Origin of the sequence: Bacillus sp. FSL L8-0099 (assembly GCF_038006385.1) — a bacterium.
GTDB lineage: Bacteria > Bacillota > Bacilli > Bacillales > Bacillaceae_G > Bacillus_A > Bacillus_A toyonensis.
Window position 1 is genome coordinate 1,717,432 of the sequence record NZ_JBBOVC010000001.1, and the last position, 17,143, is coordinate 1,734,574.

Annotated in this window: 16 protein-coding genes; 12 read left to right on the forward strand and 4 right to left on the reverse strand. The window is 33.7% G+C overall.

Translation table 11 applies throughout. The features are described 5' to 3' along the window. The first annotated feature begins 154 nt into the window (after positions 1-154). The 7 genes from MHH42_RS08995 (at position 155) to MHH42_RS09025 (ending at position 7,792) form a co-directional block, all read left to right on the forward strand. Positions 155-838, forward strand: a complete 684-nt coding sequence (locus MHH42_RS08995; RefSeq protein ID WP_061530104.1) for a 5'-methylthioadenosine/adenosylhomocysteine nucleosidase — start codon at positions 155-157, stop codon at positions 836-838. 227 nt (positions 839-1,065) lie between these two features. After that, positions 1,066-1,509, forward strand: a complete 444-nt coding sequence (locus MHH42_RS09000; protein WP_340893181.1) for a GNAT family N-acetyltransferase — start codon at positions 1,066-1,068, stop codon at positions 1,507-1,509. A 27-nt stretch (positions 1,510-1,536) separates the two neighbouring features. Beyond that, a complete protein-coding gene (locus MHH42_RS09005; protein WP_000370955.1) occupies positions 1,537-1,896 on the forward strand; it encodes a YunG family protein in 360 nt (119 codons plus the stop codon). A 53-nt stretch (positions 1,897-1,949) separates the two neighbouring features. Next, positions 1,950-3,275: a bifunctional S-methyl-5'-thioadenosine deaminase/S-adenosylhomocysteine deaminase gene (locus tag MHH42_RS09010; RefSeq protein ID WP_142331886.1), complete on the forward strand. Its 1,326-nt coding sequence runs from the start codon at positions 1,950-1,952 to the stop codon at positions 3,273-3,275. Between the two features lie 155 nt (positions 3,276-3,430). Continuing rightward, positions 3,431-5,059: a peptide ABC transporter substrate-binding protein gene (locus MHH42_RS09015; RefSeq protein ID WP_340893184.1), complete on the forward strand. Its 1,629-nt coding sequence runs from the start codon at positions 3,431-3,433 to the stop codon at positions 5,057-5,059. Between the two features lie 394 nt (positions 5,060-5,453). Beyond that, entirely contained in the window at positions 5,454-6,209 is a 756-nt protein-coding gene (locus MHH42_RS09020) for a class I SAM-dependent methyltransferase (protein WP_098637677.1), read from the forward strand. Between the two features lie 431 nt (positions 6,210-6,640). Next, positions 6,641-7,792 (forward strand): TIGR04053 family radical SAM/SPASM domain-containing protein, encoded by a 1,152-nt coding sequence (locus tag MHH42_RS09025; protein WP_142331885.1) that lies wholly within the window; start codon positions 6,641-6,643, stop codon positions 7,790-7,792. Positions 7,793-7,957: 165 nt separating this feature from the next. Here MHH42_RS09025 and MHH42_RS09030 read toward each other — a convergent pair whose 3' ends face one another. After that, on the reverse strand, positions 7,958-8,488 hold the full coding sequence (locus MHH42_RS09030; RefSeq protein ID WP_000483987.1) for a GNAT family N-acetyltransferase: 531 nt from the start codon (positions 8,486-8,488) through the stop codon (positions 7,958-7,960). A gap of 144 nt (positions 8,489-8,632) precedes the next feature. Between MHH42_RS09030 and MHH42_RS09035 the strand changes: the two genes are divergently transcribed. From MHH42_RS09035 to MHH42_RS09045, 3 genes are all read left to right on the forward strand, one after another. Next, a complete protein-coding gene (locus MHH42_RS09035; protein WP_000414522.1) occupies positions 8,633-9,331 on the forward strand; it encodes a response regulator transcription factor in 699 nt (232 codons plus the stop codon). Continuing rightward, positions 9,297-10,397 (forward strand): sensor histidine kinase, encoded by a 1,101-nt coding sequence (locus MHH42_RS09040; RefSeq protein WP_002093790.1) that lies wholly within the window; start codon positions 9,297-9,299, stop codon positions 10,395-10,397. Before MHH42_RS09035 ends, MHH42_RS09040 begins: the two co-directional genes overlap by 35 nt. Before the next feature lie 71 nt (positions 10,398-10,468). Then, a complete protein-coding gene (locus tag MHH42_RS09045) occupies positions 10,469-11,329 on the forward strand; it encodes a M23 family metallopeptidase (RefSeq protein ID WP_098637676.1) in 861 nt (286 codons plus the stop codon). Positions 11,330-11,386: 57 nt separating this feature from the next. Here MHH42_RS09045 and MHH42_RS09050 read toward each other — a convergent pair whose 3' ends face one another. Beyond that, complete coding sequence (locus MHH42_RS09050) at positions 11,387-12,682, reverse strand: Nramp family divalent metal transporter (protein WP_001030659.1); 1,296 nt, start codon at positions 12,680-12,682, stop codon at positions 11,387-11,389. A gap of 495 nt (positions 12,683-13,177) precedes the next feature. On the opposite strand from MHH42_RS09050, the gene trhO reads away from it, so the two are divergent. Continuing rightward, positions 13,178-14,137, forward strand: a complete 960-nt coding sequence (gene trhO, locus MHH42_RS09055) for an oxygen-dependent tRNA uridine(34) hydroxylase TrhO (protein WP_000246237.1) — start codon at positions 13,178-13,180, stop codon at positions 14,135-14,137. 218 nt (positions 14,138-14,355) lie between these two features. Here the strand turns inward: trhO and MHH42_RS09060 are convergent, their stop codons facing one another. Then, positions 14,356-15,831, reverse strand: coding sequence for a hypothetical protein (locus MHH42_RS09060; RefSeq protein ID WP_340893185.1), 1,476 nt, complete (start codon positions 15,829-15,831; stop codon positions 14,356-14,358). A 174-nt stretch (positions 15,832-16,005) separates the two neighbouring features. Between MHH42_RS09060 and panE the strand changes: the two genes are divergently transcribed. Then, entirely contained in the window at positions 16,006-16,950 is a 945-nt protein-coding gene (gene panE / locus MHH42_RS09065; RefSeq protein ID WP_001221919.1) for a 2-dehydropantoate 2-reductase, read from the forward strand. Between the two features lie 62 nt (positions 16,951-17,012). Here panE and MHH42_RS09070 read toward each other — a convergent pair whose 3' ends face one another. After that, positions 17,013-17,141, reverse strand: a complete 129-nt coding sequence (locus tag MHH42_RS09070) for a hypothetical protein (protein WP_000038255.1) — start codon at positions 17,139-17,141, stop codon at positions 17,013-17,015. Positions 17,142-17,143: the final 2 nt, after the last annotated feature.

Below are 17,143 nucleotides of genomic sequence, written 5' to 3' on the forward strand. Positions count from 1 at the left end.
TGAAAGCTAAGCCCAAACTGTTTGTAGTTCGGGCTTATATTTATAGATAGTACGGATAGTCGCTAATGGAGTTTGCGTAGCGGCTTTATATATTTGAAGATCGATTGAATGCCTATATAAGTTTTATATATAAATTTAGTGAGGAGATGAGTATATGAAATTTGGAATTATTGGGCCATCAGAAGATGAAATTATGCCTTTTATTGAAGATATGTCTAATAAAAAAATAACGAATCTTGCGATGTTAACGTTTCATAGTGGGACATATGAAAATGTAGAAGTTGTTGCATTATATTGTGGTGTATGTAAAGTTAATGCAGCTATTGCAGCTCAAATATTAATAGATAAGTTTAATGTGACGCATATTATTGTAACAGGTGTTGCAGGAGCAATCGATAAAGTGTTGAAAATTGGAGATACAGTCATTTCAACAGAAATAGCGTATCACGACGTGGATGAAGGAATATTAACTGAATATCATCCATGGATGGAAAGTGTATATTTTAAAACGGATAGTAAACTTCTTGAATTAAGCCGAGCAGTAATCGAGAACAATCAATTTACTCAAAATGTTTATTTCGGAAAGATAGTTACTGGAGAGGCTTTTATAAGTGAGAGTGGCCGTACAGAAATAATTTCTACATACAACCCACTTTGTGTAGATATGGAAACAGCAAGTATAGCTCACGTTTGTTATGCCAATACGATTCCATTTATAGCAGTTAGATCTATAACAGATACAGAAGAAGCGTCTAGTATTGAAGCATTTGAAGATAATTGTGTTTCGGCTTCACATCATTCCATTCATTTTGTTAAAAAGTTACTAGAATCGTTGTAAAAGACGTAGCTCTACTTTGAGAAAAAGCGAGCACTGAACTATAAGGAGCACGTGTAATACTGCTCTGTGTTGAGTGTTCGCTTTTATTTTATGAACTAAATGCGTGGAGATGTAAGTATTGCAGCGAGGGATAGTAAAGATATTTATAGAATAATTGTAAAATATCATATTTTACTATGGAATGTGAAAATAGAACTACAAGTAATAAAAGAGAGGATAAATAAACTATGCAAATACGAGAAGCTGCATTAGCAGAAGCAGATGAATTAAGTGAACTCGCACTACATTCAAAAGCAACGTGGAATTATAGTGAAGAATTCATACTTTCTTGTAAGGCAGATTTAACAATTACAGAAGAGTACATAAAATATAATTTTGTATATGTTTTAGAAAAAAATAATATGAAGATTGGATTTTTCTCATTTTTACGTAATGAAAATGCTCTCGATTTTTTATACATTCATCCTCGCTACAAAGGAAAAGGTTACGGGAAAATACTTTGGAAGTTTGTAATAGAAAAAGCAAATGAATTAGGAATAAAAAGGTTTACGATTGATAGTGATCCGAATGCAAAAGGCTATTACTTGAAAATGGGAGCAAAGATAATTGGAGAGACACCATCAACAGTATGTAAGAATCGATTTTTACCTCTTTTGCAATATGATGTGTAAAACTATTAATGTCAGGGGAAGATGAGAGTGGATAATGTGAAGACAAAACAAATATATGAAATGTTAAAAAAATCGTGGTCGATTGAAACAAGTTCAAAGTGGACGAGCGAAAATCCGGCAAAGGGACAATGTGGTGTAACAGCTCTAGTCGTTCAAGAAATATACGGAGGGAAAATTAAAAAGACGAAAGTAGGAGAGGTGTGGCACTTTTATAACTGTATAGATGGGAAGGTGTTTGATTTTACAGAGACGCAATTTAATGAAAAATTGAAGTATATGGGGGTGGAATCAAATCGTGAAGAAGCATTTGCAGATACAGATGAAAAGCAATATGGCATTTTGAAGGAAAAGATAACGAAAGAATTAAAATTATCTTTTGACTCTTAATCTTTAATAAGTTACTATAATGGTGGTAACTTATTAAAGGGAACTTCATAGAGTTGAAAGGGGAAATACTTTTGAAAACAACTTATGTAAACGCTACAATTGCAACGATGAATGAAAAAAATGAAGTGTTAGAAAATGGATATATCATTGTAGAAAATGATCAAATTATAGAAGTAAATAGCGGAGAATTCGCTAACGATTTTGAAGTAGATGAAGTAATTGACATGAAAGGGAAGTGGGTTTTACCAGGGCTTGTAAATACACATACACATGTTGTTATGAGTCTTTTGAGAGGTATTGGCGATGATATGTTATTACAGCCATGGCTTGAGACGAGAATTTGGCCACTTGAAAGTCAGTTTACTCCAGAGCTTGCGGTCGCTAGTACGGAATTAGGATTACTTGAAATGGTGAAAAGTGGTACGACATCATTCTCTGATATGTTTAATCCAATTGGAGTAGATCAAGATGCAATTATGGAAACGGTATCAAGGAGTGGGATGCGCGCTGCTGTTTCAAGAACTTTATTTAGCTTTGGAACGAAAGAAGATGAAAAGAAAGCAATTGAAGAAGCCGAGAAATATGTGAAGCGTTATTATAACGAAAGTGGAATGTTAACTACGATGGTTGCACCGCATAGTCCATATACATGTTCCACAGAACTGTTAGAAGAGTGCGCACGTATTGCAGTAGAAAATCAAACTATGGTTCATATTCACCTTTCGGAAACAGAGCGTGAAGTACGTGATATTGAAGCGCAGTACGGAAAACGTCCGGTAGAATATGCAGCCAGTTGCGGACTGTTTAAACGCCCAACAGTTATTGCGCATGGTGTAGTATTAAATGAAAATGAGCGTGCATTTTTAGCAGAACATGATGTTCGAGTAGCTCATAATCCGAATAGTAATTTAAAACTAGGTTCTGGTATAGCGAATGTGAAAGCGATGCTAGAAGCAGGAATTAAAGTAGGGATTGCAACAGATAGTGTTGCGTCTAATAATAATTTAGATATGTTTGAAGAAATGCGCATTGCAACTTTATTACAAAAAGGTATTCATCAAGACGCAACAGCATTGCCAGTAGAAACTGCTCTTTCTCTAGCGACAAAAGGAGCTGCAGAAGTAATTGGTATGAAACAAACTGGATCACTTGAGGTTGGAAAGTGTGCTGATTTTATTACGATTGATCCGTCTAATAAACCGCATTTACAACCAACTGATGAAGTGTTATCACACCTTGTATATGCAGCTAGTGGAAAAGATATAAGTGATGTAATTATTAACGGAAAACGTGTCGTTTGGAATGGTGAATGTAAAACGTTAGATGAAGAGCGTATTATATTTGAAGCAAGTCGTTATAAACGAGGTTTACAAAGATAGGTATGTGCAAGTTGTTTGAAAAAGCTGTCCTTTTTTAAAAAGGACAGCTTTTTTCTTGAGCGAATAAATATTCAATATAATGTCGCATCTTTCTGTTAATATTTCTGTTATAATATATAACGTTTATAATATTTTATTTTTAAGGAGAACAATTCATGAAGCGAAAAAAGAGCCATTTAATGGTAATGGCAATTATTACATCTTTATTTTTAACAGCTTGTAATAATAAAGCGAATAAAAGTGATGCAGAGGCTAAAAAACAAGTGTTAAATGTAACAGTATCAGAAGAAATTCCTTCACTTGATACTGCAAAAACGATGGATGGGACATCATCACACGTTATGCAAAACATATTTGAAGGGTTGTATGTGCTAGATGATCAAGATCATCCTATTCCAGCAGTAGCAAAATCGTTTAAAAGAAGTGAAGATGGTAAAAAATATACATTTGATTTGCGTAAAGATGCAAAATGGTCAAATGGAGACAATGTAACAGCAAATGACTTTATATTTGCATGGAAACGTGCAGTTAACCCGCAAACGGCATCTCAATATGCGGACATGTTCTTTCATGTGAAAAATGCGAAAGAAATAAATAAGGGAACAATGTCACTTGATGAACTTGGGGTTAAAGTTATAAATGATTATAAGTTAGAGGTTGAACTTGAACAGCCAATTCCGTATTTTTTACAGTTGTTAGCACTGCCTATATACTTACCACAGCATGAATCATTTTTGAAAGAACAAGGAAATAAATACGGATTGGAACCTAGTAATCTCATATATAACGGCCCATTTGTATTAGAAAAATGGAAACATGAACAAGAGTTCCAATTAAAGAAGAATGCTACATATTGGGATCAAAAGAAAGTGAAATTAGACGAAATAAATTTTCATATTGTAAAGGATACAATGACGGCTGTAAATTTATATGAGGCCGGCGATTTGGATCGAGTACCTATTAATTCTCAAGTTGTAGACAAGTATAAAGGGAATAAGGAATTACATATGTCAAGTGATCCTGGAATCGCTATGCTACGTTTTAATGAGAAAAATAATGCGTTAGCCAATAAAAAAGTACGTCAATCTATCTCATTAGCATTAAATAAAGATGATTTTGTTGCTCACTTTATTAATAACGGGGCAAAACCTGCAAATGGACTTGTACCAGTTGGTCATATGAATGAAGAGACTGGCAAAGATTTTAGAAAAGAAAACGGAAATATTTCTTCATATGATTTGCAAAATGCGCAAAAGATTTGGGAAGAAGCGAAAAAAGAGCTTGGAGTAGAGCAAGTAAACCTCGGGTTTTTAACGTTTGAACAAGATAATGCAAAACGTATGGCAGAATATATAAAAGGTGATTTAGAAAAGAATTTGAATGGATTAACGTTACAAATTAAACAGCAGCCATTTAAGCAAAAGTTACAGTTAGAACAAACAGGTGATTACGATATAACGATGGCAAATTGGGGACCTGACTATAAAGACCCAATTAATTATTTAGAGTTATTTACGACGGGGAATCCGAATAATAAAATGAGTTACTCGAATTCTCATTACGATGATTTAATAAAGAAAGCGAAAAATGATTTTGTACTTGATCCGGAGAAACGATGGGAAGCGTTGCGAGAGGCTGAGCAAGTCTTATTAGAAGACGCTGCCGTGGCACCGCTTTATCATCTTGGTTCAGCTTATGTACAAAAGGATTATGTAAAAGGAATTGCAAAACATCAATTTGGTGGCGTTTATACTTATAAGAATACTTATGTTGATAAGAAGTAAATAAAAAAACCTTACTTTTAAAAGTAAGGTTTTTTTACAGAGTGTTGGGAAACCCTTTAGGGTTGTTGCCAGCACATGAAAAAGATGAATGCGTAATTGTTGTTACGTATTCACAAAAAGTTGCAAAAAAATCAGATTGAGCAGTTTATTTAAGTAAAAAGAAGTTAGTAGTAAACGAAATTAAATAGCTAAGAAAAAAGCTCAATTTCTTACTTTTAATACTGAGAAACTGGTCAGTTATTAAAAAATTAGGGTATATTAACGGGGATTCATATTGGAACTAAGGTAGATCCATTTGGCTGTATTCTTAAGTTGTAGACTTAGAGATTGAAGCTGGAATTAATTATTTAATTCCTATTTCTGTACATAATATCGTGGGGAAGAAGGTAGTACTTTGAGAACAACAGAAAATTTTAACGACAAGGCCGATATATATGCGAAATATCGCCCCGATTACCCTAATGCATATATTGATTATTTGTTTTCGGCTAACCAACTGAAAGAGGACCGAATTGTGGCTGATCTTGGTTCAGGTACGGGGATATTTAGCCACCAGTTGCTTGAAAGAGGTTTAAAGGTTATTGGAGTTGAGCCAAATGATGACATGAGAAAGATGGCTGAGCAATCGTTAAAACTATATGCTCGTTTTCAATCAATAAAAGCAACAGCTGAAAATACCACTTTAAAAGAGCATAGTGTGGATTTAGTAACTGTTGTTCAAGCATTTCATTGGTTTGATAAAACAGCTTTCAAAATGGAATGCCAACGAATCTTGAAACAAAAGGCAAATGTTGCTCTCGTTTGGAATAGTAGAGATTTAACTAGTTCGATTATGAAAGAGAATGCAGAAATTTGCCAGAAAACCTGCCCGACTTTCAAAGGGTTTAGCGGTGGAATAGAGGAAACTCCCGAAGTATTTAACACCTTTTTTAAGGATGGAAAGTATGAGTTTAAAGAGTATCAAAATGATTTACTTTTTGATTATGAAGGTTTTTTGGGAAGGAATTTATCAGCGTCCTATGCTCCGAAAAAGGATGAAGAAGAATATAAAAAGTTTGTTTTTCTCCTGTCAGAGTTATTCGAAAAACATAGTAAGAATGGAAAAATTGTTCTTCAAAACATGACGCGAAGCTATCTAGGAAATGTCTAAACAACCGGACATAAAGGGACTTTAATCGAAGTGCCTATTTGAATTGTAGATTATCATGTACTAATTAAGATCTTCAACAAACGGGAGCGATTGTTGAACAACAATTAAAAGGGCGATACATATTATTCATGCATAATATGTATCGTCCTTTATTTTTTATGACCTTTTACAATTTAAGTCTTCTAACTAAAAAAAATCTGTTGAAGAAAGCCGCGATGTTTATAAAAAGTTGTGAAGCTTTGCCCTTTTAGATCATTTAGTCTAAAGGGGTGTTTATATTTTTAACAAAGAGCTTTTGTGATTGTTGAAGAGGAAGGTAGAAACATTAGATTAATAGCAGTATAGGGGCATTATTATGACTGAAGATTTTTATTTGTGATACATCTCACACCATAAATACATATATAACTTTACAATTAGAATATCAATTGATGGGAGGGTTAATCTTGATTAATCGTGATTTTAATGAAAATCCGTTTATTGTGATATGGGAGTTAACAAGGGCATGTCAATTAAAATGTCTGCATTGTCGTGCAGAAGCACAGTATCATCGTCATCCTCTAGAGCTAACATTCGAAGAAGGAAGAAAGCTAATTGATGATATATATGAAATGGAAAATCCAATGCTTGTATTTACTGGTGGAGATCCATTAATGCGTCCAGATGTATATGATATCGCGGAATATGCAGTGAAAAAAGGTGTTCGAGTTTCTATGACGCCAAGTGCCACTCCAAACGTGACGAAAGAAACGATTCAAAAAGCAAAAGAAGTGGGACTTGCTAGATGGGCATTTAGTTTAGATGGACCAACAGCTGAAATACACGATCATTTTAGAGGGACAGAAGGATCATTTCAATTAACAATGAATTCCATTCGTTATTTGCATGAATTAAAAATTCCTATTCAAATTAATACTGTTGTTTCTAAATATAATGTGGATGTACTTAAAGAAATGGCAATGTTAATAGAAGAATTAAAATGTGTACTTTGGAGTATATTTTTCTTAGTTCCAACAGGACGAGGTAAGGAAAAAGATATGATTTCACCAGCCCAACATGAAAGGGTATTCCATTGGCTATATAAGCTTAGTAAAAAGGTTTCTTTTGATATTAAAACAACAGCTGGTCAGCACTATAGACGGGTTGTGCTTCAAGAAAAAATGAAAGAAAATAACAAGACAAATCAGATCATTCAATATCAGGATGTATTGATGAATGGGACGACAGGGCGAATTGATGGGCTTGGTCGTGCTCCAAAAGGGGTGAATGACGGAAACGGTTTTGTATTTATTTCTCATATTGGAGATGTATATCCAAGTGGATTATTGCCTATTAAAACCGGGAATATTAGAATGACAGCACTAGCTGAAATCTATCGAAACTCTCCTGTTTTTCAAAACCTTCGTAATCCGGACAAGTATAAAGGAAAGTGCGGTGTTTGTGAGTTTCGATATGTTTGTGGGGGATCTCGTTCTAGAGCATATGCGATGACGGGGGATTACATGGAAAGCGAACCTTTCTGTGTATACATTCCAAAAGCATTGCGAAAACAGAAAAAGAACGTAAAAACGGGAAATGAGTAAAAGTTTGCTCATTTCCCGTTTTTTTAGATTTTATAATGTATTGTACTTCGCATCAATCGTACGATAATCTAAGAAATGAAAACCGATCGTTTTTTTCCATCCCTCATTAAAAATCTACTATTTGGATCCGTTGTACGGATACGAATTCTTCACACATAAATTCTATTAAACCGATTTTAATAAAGCATAAAAATTCGTATCATATGGAATATCATCTTGATACATATAATTTTTTAGAACGCCTTCTTTTTCAAAACCTAATTTTAATAGCACCTTATTTGAAGCTTCATTTTCAAGAAAGACAATTGCACCAATACGTTTTAAATGAAGCGTGTGGAAACCGTATGATATAACCTCAGAAACTGCTTCCGTAGCATAGCCATTTCCCCAGTGTTCAGGGAGAAAGGCATAACTTATATTTGCTCGTTTATGCTCAGAAGACCAATCGTGAAAACCAATTGTTCCAATGAGTTCTTTTTTATCTTTTAATTCGATGCCCCATTTTATACCGTTTCTTGCATTGTAACTCAACTTGAAATTATTAATAATTTGCTTTACTTGATCTACATTCTGTAATGGTTTTTGGCCATAATAGCGCAGTACATCAGTATTAGAAAAGCATTGTAGTATACCCGGTGCATCTTTTTCCGTAAGTTCTCGCAAAATGAGTCGGTCAGTTTTTAATATAGGAAACATATTTTCACTCCATTTCTTATGAAACTAGAATGCATTTGTTATTATATAATTTAAACTGAAAATAAAGATTATTCAAGATGAAAGGGTAGGTTTGATTTATGTTAAAATGGGATGTGGAATATATTTCAAAAAAGAGGTTTAGAAATGGAGAAAAACTCAATATTAATTGTAGATGATGATCTAGATATTGTTCAATTTATTAATGTGAATTTAACGCAAGAAGGTTTTACTGTTTTTAGTGCTCATAACGGAGAAGAGGCATTAGAGATAATAAATAATAACAGTATTCAACTTGCTATTCTTGATATTATGATGCCTCAAATGGATGGTATAGAACTGTGTAGAAGGATTAGAGAGAAATATAGTTTACCAATTATGTTTTTAAGCGCAAAATCATCGGATGTAGATAAAGTAATTGGATTTAGTACTGGGGCAGATGATTATATTGTGAAGCCGTTTAGTACAATTGAATTTATAGCAAGAGTGAAAGCTCAATTAAGAAGGTATACATATTTTAATCAAATTGCTGTCCAAGTAATGGAAAAGAAAATAAACATTAAAGGTTTAGAAATAGATGAAATTTCTAGAGTAGTAAAGATATATGGACAAACAATTAATGTTACAAAAACTGAATATGATATTTTGCACTTAATGGCAGCTGCAAAGAACCGTGTGTTTACGATTGAAGAAATATATGAAAGTGTTTGGAATGAAAGGGCCTATGAAAGTAATAATACGGTAATGGTTCATATTGCGAGATTAAGAAATAAAATTGAAGAGAATCCAAAAGAACCGAGGTTTATACAAAATGTTTGGGGAGTCGGGTATAAAATTGGAGATTAAATCATTACAAGGAATTAGAGCTAAATTCTTTTTTGCATTTATATGTAGCATTCTGTTAGCTACGGTAAGTATCATATTAGTTCAAATTTTATTTGGAAGTATATATAGTGACGTTGTCGCGCTAGAAGAGAAATATTCGTTTTTTTATTTTATGTTTTTTCTGCTGTTAACCACTATATATTTTGCATTACTGACAAAGACAACTATAAAAAGATTGAATGAGATCAATAAGAATGTGAAGGAAATAAGCAATGGTAATTTGGAAATACATATACCTATTTCGAAAAGCGATGAGATTGGTGAGTTAGCGACGAATGTCAATAGAATGGCCAAAAGTTTAAAAGAGTCTATTGAAAATGAAAAAAAATCACAGGAAATGAAAAATGAAATGATTAGTAATATTTCACATGACTTACGAACGCCTGTAACATCTCTAATTGGTTATGCGGACTTACTAGGAAATAAGCTTCATTCACATGGAGAAGAATGTGGACAATATGTAAGCATATTAAAGCGAAAAAGTTATGAATTAAAAAATCAAGTTGAAGATTTATTAGAATACTGTCAAATAAACTATAGAGAGATTGAATTACATAAAAATGTAGTAGATATGAAAGCATTAATTGAACAGGTCATGATTGATTTTTTACCTCAGTTAGATGATGCCAATATGAGTTTTTATATTAAAAGTAATGAAGAGCTATATGTAAAAGTTGATGTAGCGCTTATAGTGAGACTATTTGAAAATATAATTAGTAATAGCATTATGTACGGGAAAGATGGAAAAGAAATTTCAATTCAAATTTCCCAAAGAGAAAGGAATGTTGAAGTAGAAATTAAAAATTTTGGACAATGTATTCCGACAAAGAGTCTTCCTTACGTTTTTGAGAAGTTTTATCGTGGTGAAAAATCACGTAGCTCTCATACGGGTGGGAAAGGAATGGGACTTGCAATTTCGAGAAGTATAGCTCAGCTCCATAAAGGAGATATAACTGTATGTAGTAACGATAAAGAAACAATTTTCACTGTGAAATTACCACAGTATAAAAAAGTAAGAAAGTCGTAAGTATTTCTTTCATATGCCGTAATTTTTACTTCGTATCATTGAGAACAAAGATATGAGAGTAGGGATACAGCATGTGGAAGAAAAGTTTGTTAGCAATTATAGTTTCTTTTTTAATTATAAGTTGGAGTGTAGTTTATTTAGCTCATGGTATTATATCAGTCGTTGTTTGGTGGTGGATACAAGCATTTAGCGTAGTTTCGATTTTTGTTTTGATAGGCTCAGTAGTAATGTTTGCTTGGAAAGGCATCTTTAGAAAGCGAATAGATAGAATGCTACTTTTAATAGTTCTGTTCTCTATCATTGGAGCTTGGCCTGTCGGGTGGTTCGCTAACATTGGGAGAATTGCATACCCAGCAGATGTACAGTCTACGAGTCCTAAAATAGTCGTTCGTTTTCCTTTGAATGAGCGGGCGTTAGTAGGATGGGGTGGTGATCGCCTAGAGAAGAATTATCATGTGATAAAACCAAATGAAAGATGGGCATATGATATTCTCATTCCACCTGCTGAAGTGAAAAGTAGTAAGTTAGAGGATTATGGAATATATGGAGCGACAGTAATGGCGCCAGCTTCTGGAACAGTTGTATCAGTTAATAATGATGAAAAAGATTTAGTTCTGGGATCAGATGATTTTCAGTCAATGGCCGGGAATCATATTTATTTACGGTTAGATGAAACAGGGACATTTTTGATTCTCGCTCACTTAAAGAAAGGGTCAATTAAAGTTAAAGAAGGACAACATGTAAACGAAGGTTTCGTTCTTGCCCAAGTTGGTAACTCTGGAAGTTCAAGTGAGCCGCATTTACACATCCATCATCAAAGAGAGAATCCATCCGAGGTGAGTATGTTTTGTACGGAAGGCTTGCCACTTTATTTTCGAACTAAAAAAGGTGCGCTGATGCCGGAAAGAGGTACATACGTAAAAGGTAATTAGAAGAGAATTATTTTACTAAAAAGGGTATTCCATTTTTGATTGGAATACCCTTTTTCATTACCCTATAAATGTTTGATACAGTAAGAAAATATTTAAAACGATAACGAGTGCAGCAATTATCCAAGCGATGAAAGTTGTTATACGGTGGTTAACGAGTGCCCCCATAATCTTTTTACTACTTGTAAACATAATAAGCGGTACTAATGCAAAGGCAATACCAAACGATAAGACAACTTGGCTCATAACGAGAGCATAAGTTGGGTTTACACCTAGAGCAATTATAACTAGAGGTGGAATCATTGTTATAAATCGGCGTAAATATAACGGAATATGCATGCGAATGAATCCTTGCATAATAATGTCACCAGACATTGTACCGACAGACGAGCTAGATAATCCTGCTGATAAAAGTCCGATTCCAAATAAAGCAGCGGATGCAGGACCGACTAAATTACTGAATTGGTTGAAAGCGACGTCAAGGTCTTCAACGTGCAAGCCGTTTTTAAAGAATAAAGCAGCTGCTACAATTAACATACTCGCATTAATGGCTCCAGCGATAACCATTGCAATAATGATATCAATGAATTCGAAACGGAAAATCTTTTTCTTTTGTTCATCATTTGTTCCGACTACACGGCGCTGTGTTAAGGCGGAATGTAAATATATTGCGTGTGGCATAACTGTCGCACCTAAAATACCAGCTGCTAAAAGAATACTATCCACGCCTTGGAATTTTGGGATAAATAGTCCTGAAAGAAGAGGGCTTAATTCCGGTTTTGCATAAAAGACCTGGACACCAAAAGCGATAACAACGATAAAAATCATCCCTGTTATGATTGCTTCTAATGGACGAAAGCCTCTGCGTTGAAATTCAAGAATAATAAACGATCCAGCTGCTGTAATTAAAGCTGCTGGTAACATTGGAATTCCGAATAACAAGTACAATCCGAGTGCTGCTCCAATAAATTCAGCTAAATCAGTTGCCATAATAACAAGTTCACCTTGAATCCATAAACCGATGGAAACAGGTCTCGGGAAATTTTCACGAGCTATCTCTGGAAGGTTTCTCCCAGTAGCAATTCCTAATTTAGCTGATAAAGTTTGAATTAATACAGCCATTAAATTAGAAGCGAGAATTACCCAAAGTAATAAATAACCATATTGTGAACCAGCAGCAATATTCGTTGCGAAATTTCCAGGATCAATATAAGCGACTGAAGCGATGAAAGCAGGCCCTAAGAATGGTAATAGTCTTTTTAAGCCTTTCGTTTGTCCGCTTAGCGCTAAATGTGCTGATTGAACAGTTGTACTTTGAGAAGGGATTTGTTCGTCTTTTGATATATCTTTATTCATAGTAGTGTTCCCCTTTGAAATCTTAACTTGATGAAATTATTGTATTTATTCTTACTCATTATTTCAATACATTTATATATGTTATGTGTTGATTTCATTTGAACATAAAAGTTTCCTTAATGCAAATTATATGACTTTGTACAATTAATGGTGTGGAAATACAAAAATATTTTGGAAGTTTATGGGCGCTGAATAAAGGAGAAGATAATAAATTAAAGGACTGTTTTTGAAATTTATGTGAACAAAAAGCCTATTATACAGCATATTAATTGATGGAAATGGATTTGTATGATATATAATATATTGGGATTGCAACATAACCATAGTGTTTTGGTGTGTAATCTTGTTTTTTATTTTTGTTAACTTATAGAAAATAGTATAAAGAGAAGAAAATGGGATGCATAAAACTTTGGATACATTTTCTTATTATATATGTTTTGATATGAACGTTAACTTATACATGATTTTAAAAATTAGATAGGTGGTAGAAATACATTGGCAACTACAAAACCATATAGAGTATTACTTTATTACATGTACACAACAATTGAAAACCCTGAAGAATTCGCTGCAGAGCATTTAGAATTTTGTAATTCACTTGAATTAAAAGGTAGAATCCTTGTAGCAAAAGAAGGTATTAACGGAACTTGTTCTGGAACTGTAGAACAAACAGAGAAATACATGGAAGCAATGAACAATGATCCACGTTTTGATGGAATCGTGTTTAAAATAGATGAAGAAGAAGGCCATGCATTCAAGAAAATGCACGTACGTCCGCGTCCAGAATTAGTTACACTTCGTCTAGAAGACGATATTAATCCAAAAGAAATAACTGGAAAATATTTAGAGCCAAAAGATTTTTATGAGGCGATGAAACAAGAAGATACAGTTATTATTGATGCACGAAATGATTATGAGTTCGATTTAGGGCATTTTAAAGGTGCAATTAAACCAGATATTGAATCATTCCGTGAATTACCAGATTGGATTAGAGAAAACAAAGAAACACTTGAGGGTAAAAAGATTTTAACTTACTGTACAGGCGGAATTCGATGTGAGAAGTTTTCTGGTTGGTTAGTTCGTGAAGGCTATGAAGATGTAAGTCAGCTTCACGGCGGAATTGTAACGTACGGAAAAGATCCAGAAGTACAAGGCGAGCTATGGGATGGACAATGTTACGTATTTGATGAGCGTATTGCTGTACCAGTAAACCAAAAAGAACATGTTATTGTTGGTAAAGACCACTTTACAGGTGAACCTTGTGAGCGCTATGTAAACTGTTCAAATCCAGAATGTAACAAGAAAATTTTATGTTCTGAAGAAAACGAAGCAAAACATTTACGTGCATGTTCTCATGAATGTCGTGTAAGCCCACGTAACCGCTACGTAATACAACATGAATTAACGGAAGAACAAGTAGCTGCTACATTAGAGAAAATCGAAGCAGGTAAGTAAGCTGAATTCGTGTAATAAAAAAGGGTACTCCAAACTTTATTTTGGTGCACCCTTTTTATATTGTCAGGTTCTGTCTTTTGTCGATTTTTGTCGGTAAGTCGATATATCTGAAAAATCGCCGATATATTTTGAGTTGCGCCGATATATTCGAAAAATCGCTGATAAAAATTTCATTTACTGAAACGCATCATGTATTTGTAATTTAAAAAGAATCGTCTTTAATTTTTATCCTCTTTTTCTTTCACAGCAGAAAGTACAGTTTGTTTTACCCACGCTTGTCTTCTTCGATGCTGTATACCCCATTGGTATAAACTTTGTGCACCTAAAATAAAGGAAATGACTATACCGCTAATTGCTATTAACAGTGCAAAAAATTCAAGAGGAGATGATATTTTGTTTGAATCTGTATTTCTTAAAAGGTCAATCATAGTAAAACCTAACATTTGGCCTACTACAGAGTAGAGCGTTAAAATTAATAATAAAAGGCTATCTTTTTTAGCGGCGACATTTTCTTGATATTTAAACAAACTATCAAGATTTGGTTTCGCGTTCGAGTATAAAATTTCAATGTTAAAAAGTTTTCTTAAGCGGAAGAAAATATCTTCACTTTGTGATTGAGATACTAATTCTAAAGAAAAATAATTCGCTGTAAACGAATTGATTGAATAAATTAATTTCTCTATTTCATTTGTATCTTGTTCAATATTTAGCTCAGCATAAGCATTCGCCATCTTTAATAAAACAACTTTATGAAATAGGTTTAATAATAAAGCGTAATAAAATTCTCCGTACATTTGACTAGCAAGTTTAGTGACTTCTTGTTCACCTTCATTTGTTATACATGTGAAAATATGTTCTTCCATAATAAAATAACGGTTAGGAGCCCATCTTTGATAAGAATGCTTTGTTAAATAATCGTGAATATAAGGAACATTATTTGCACTAATATACGGCTTACCATCGTCTGTTAATCCGGAAAGACTGGAGGCTCGATATACATCAACTACATGAAGGTCTGACTTTTTGTTAATAGATAATAAGGTTTGTACATACATTCGTTGGTCTTCAAAGAAGGGGAATGTTTGAAAGTATGAACTCCGCAACCTCTTATTCTCAAAGAAGTCTGTTAAGCCATGATATAAATCGCCGAATATAAGTTTTTCTACTTGTGAATATTTTTTTCCATCACATTCAATACAAATTGTCTCGGTTGTATCATTTCTAGTTTCAAGCACACGGAAGCGAGAAGCAAATTCGATGGCTTCTGATAATGTCATGTTTGGAGCGGTTTTGACTTCTGTTCGAATTGTTAAGAAGCCAAGCTCATAAGGACAAAGGGTTACATCAATAGAATGTATCTTGAATGGAACGGAAATAAGATTTGTTGTTAAATGTCCATGTAAATTAAGGTCTTTAGAATAGCGCTGTAGTCCCTTTTGATGTTCTGAATGAGGAAAAAGAATTTTATTCGTAAATGAAAGATAGTATGCTTCCATATTTTGATGTGAAACTTGAAACTGCCCGTAATATGTATTTTCATCTTCAAGATGATCAAGTCGAAAAGGACGGAAATTATTTTTTTGTAAGAAAGGGAACATATTTTGTTCATATCCAGTTTTAAACGAAAACGGGAATATAAATTGAAATATAGCTGTTGTTACATCTTTTTCTTCGATTGTTTGTATTGCCTCCATTTACATTGTTTCCTTTCCGTATAAGCTATAGAAACAACATGCCCAATTTTTCTTGAAAATAACCTTGTTTTTTCAATAGATTAAGAATGAAAATTCAGCTAATTTAACAAGGGACATGTATAATGTTATGTATACTAAAACTAGTATAATTGTGTGAGGAAAAGGGGATGTTGTATGCGCATTTTAGTATTAGGAGCTGGTGGCGTCGGTGGATTTTTTGGTGGCCGATTAGTAGAAAAGGGAGAAGATGTTACATTTCTCGTTCGCAGCAAAAGAAAACAACAATTAGAGGAAAAAGGACTTGTTATTCGTAGTGTGAATGGAGATTTTTCCTTTCAACCGAAATTGATAACGAAAGAAGATAGAACTTCTCCATTTGATGTGATTTTATTTTCAACAAAGGCGTATCACTTAAACGAGGCAATTCAAGATTTGAAGCCGTTTGTTGGCGAAAATACTGTAATCATTCCATTGTTAAATGGTATCGCTCATTTATCGCTATTACAAAAAGAATTCGGCGGGGAAAAAGTAATGGGCGGTTTATGCTTTATTGAGACGACGTTAAACGATCAAGGAGAAATTGTACAAACTAGTGCTGCCAACAGACTTGTATTTGGAGAAATTAAGCCTCAAGATTCAGAGAGAATAAAGCGTATTACGAAAGCATTTATAGGTACGAAAGCTAGCTTTGTTTTAAGTGAAAATATTACGCAAGATATGTGGCATAAATATTTATTTATTACAGTCATGTCAGGCGTTACAACATTAATGCGTGCACCGATAGGACCAATTCGTGAAAGTGAAGGTGGACGTGAATTTATCCGAAATTTATTTGAGGAATCTGTGCAAATTATGAGGGTATTAGGAGCTCCAGTTAAAGATAATATTGCCCAGGAACATATGAAAACGATTGATAAAATTTCTTATGATATGAAGTCCTCTATGCAGCGTGATATGGAAAAAGGTTCGTTTATTGAAGGGAAGCATTTGCAAGGATACTTACTAGATGTAGCAGAACAATTTTCTTTAGAAGCACCATTACTAGGAGTGGTATATCAAAATTTGAAGGTGTATGAAGAAATGACATTTAACAAACCCGTAATAGAATTAGATGTATGAAATAATAAAAAAGATAGCAATATATAAGTGTATTGCTATCTTTTTTATTTGCGTATGACAAATTATTTGTTTCTTTTAATTCTTTCTGTCAAGTTTATTTCCTGTTCACGTTTACCATATAACTGATTAATTTCATTTGCTACTGCATCTAAATATGAATCGGAAAAAAGCGGTTTCTTCTTTTTAGACATAC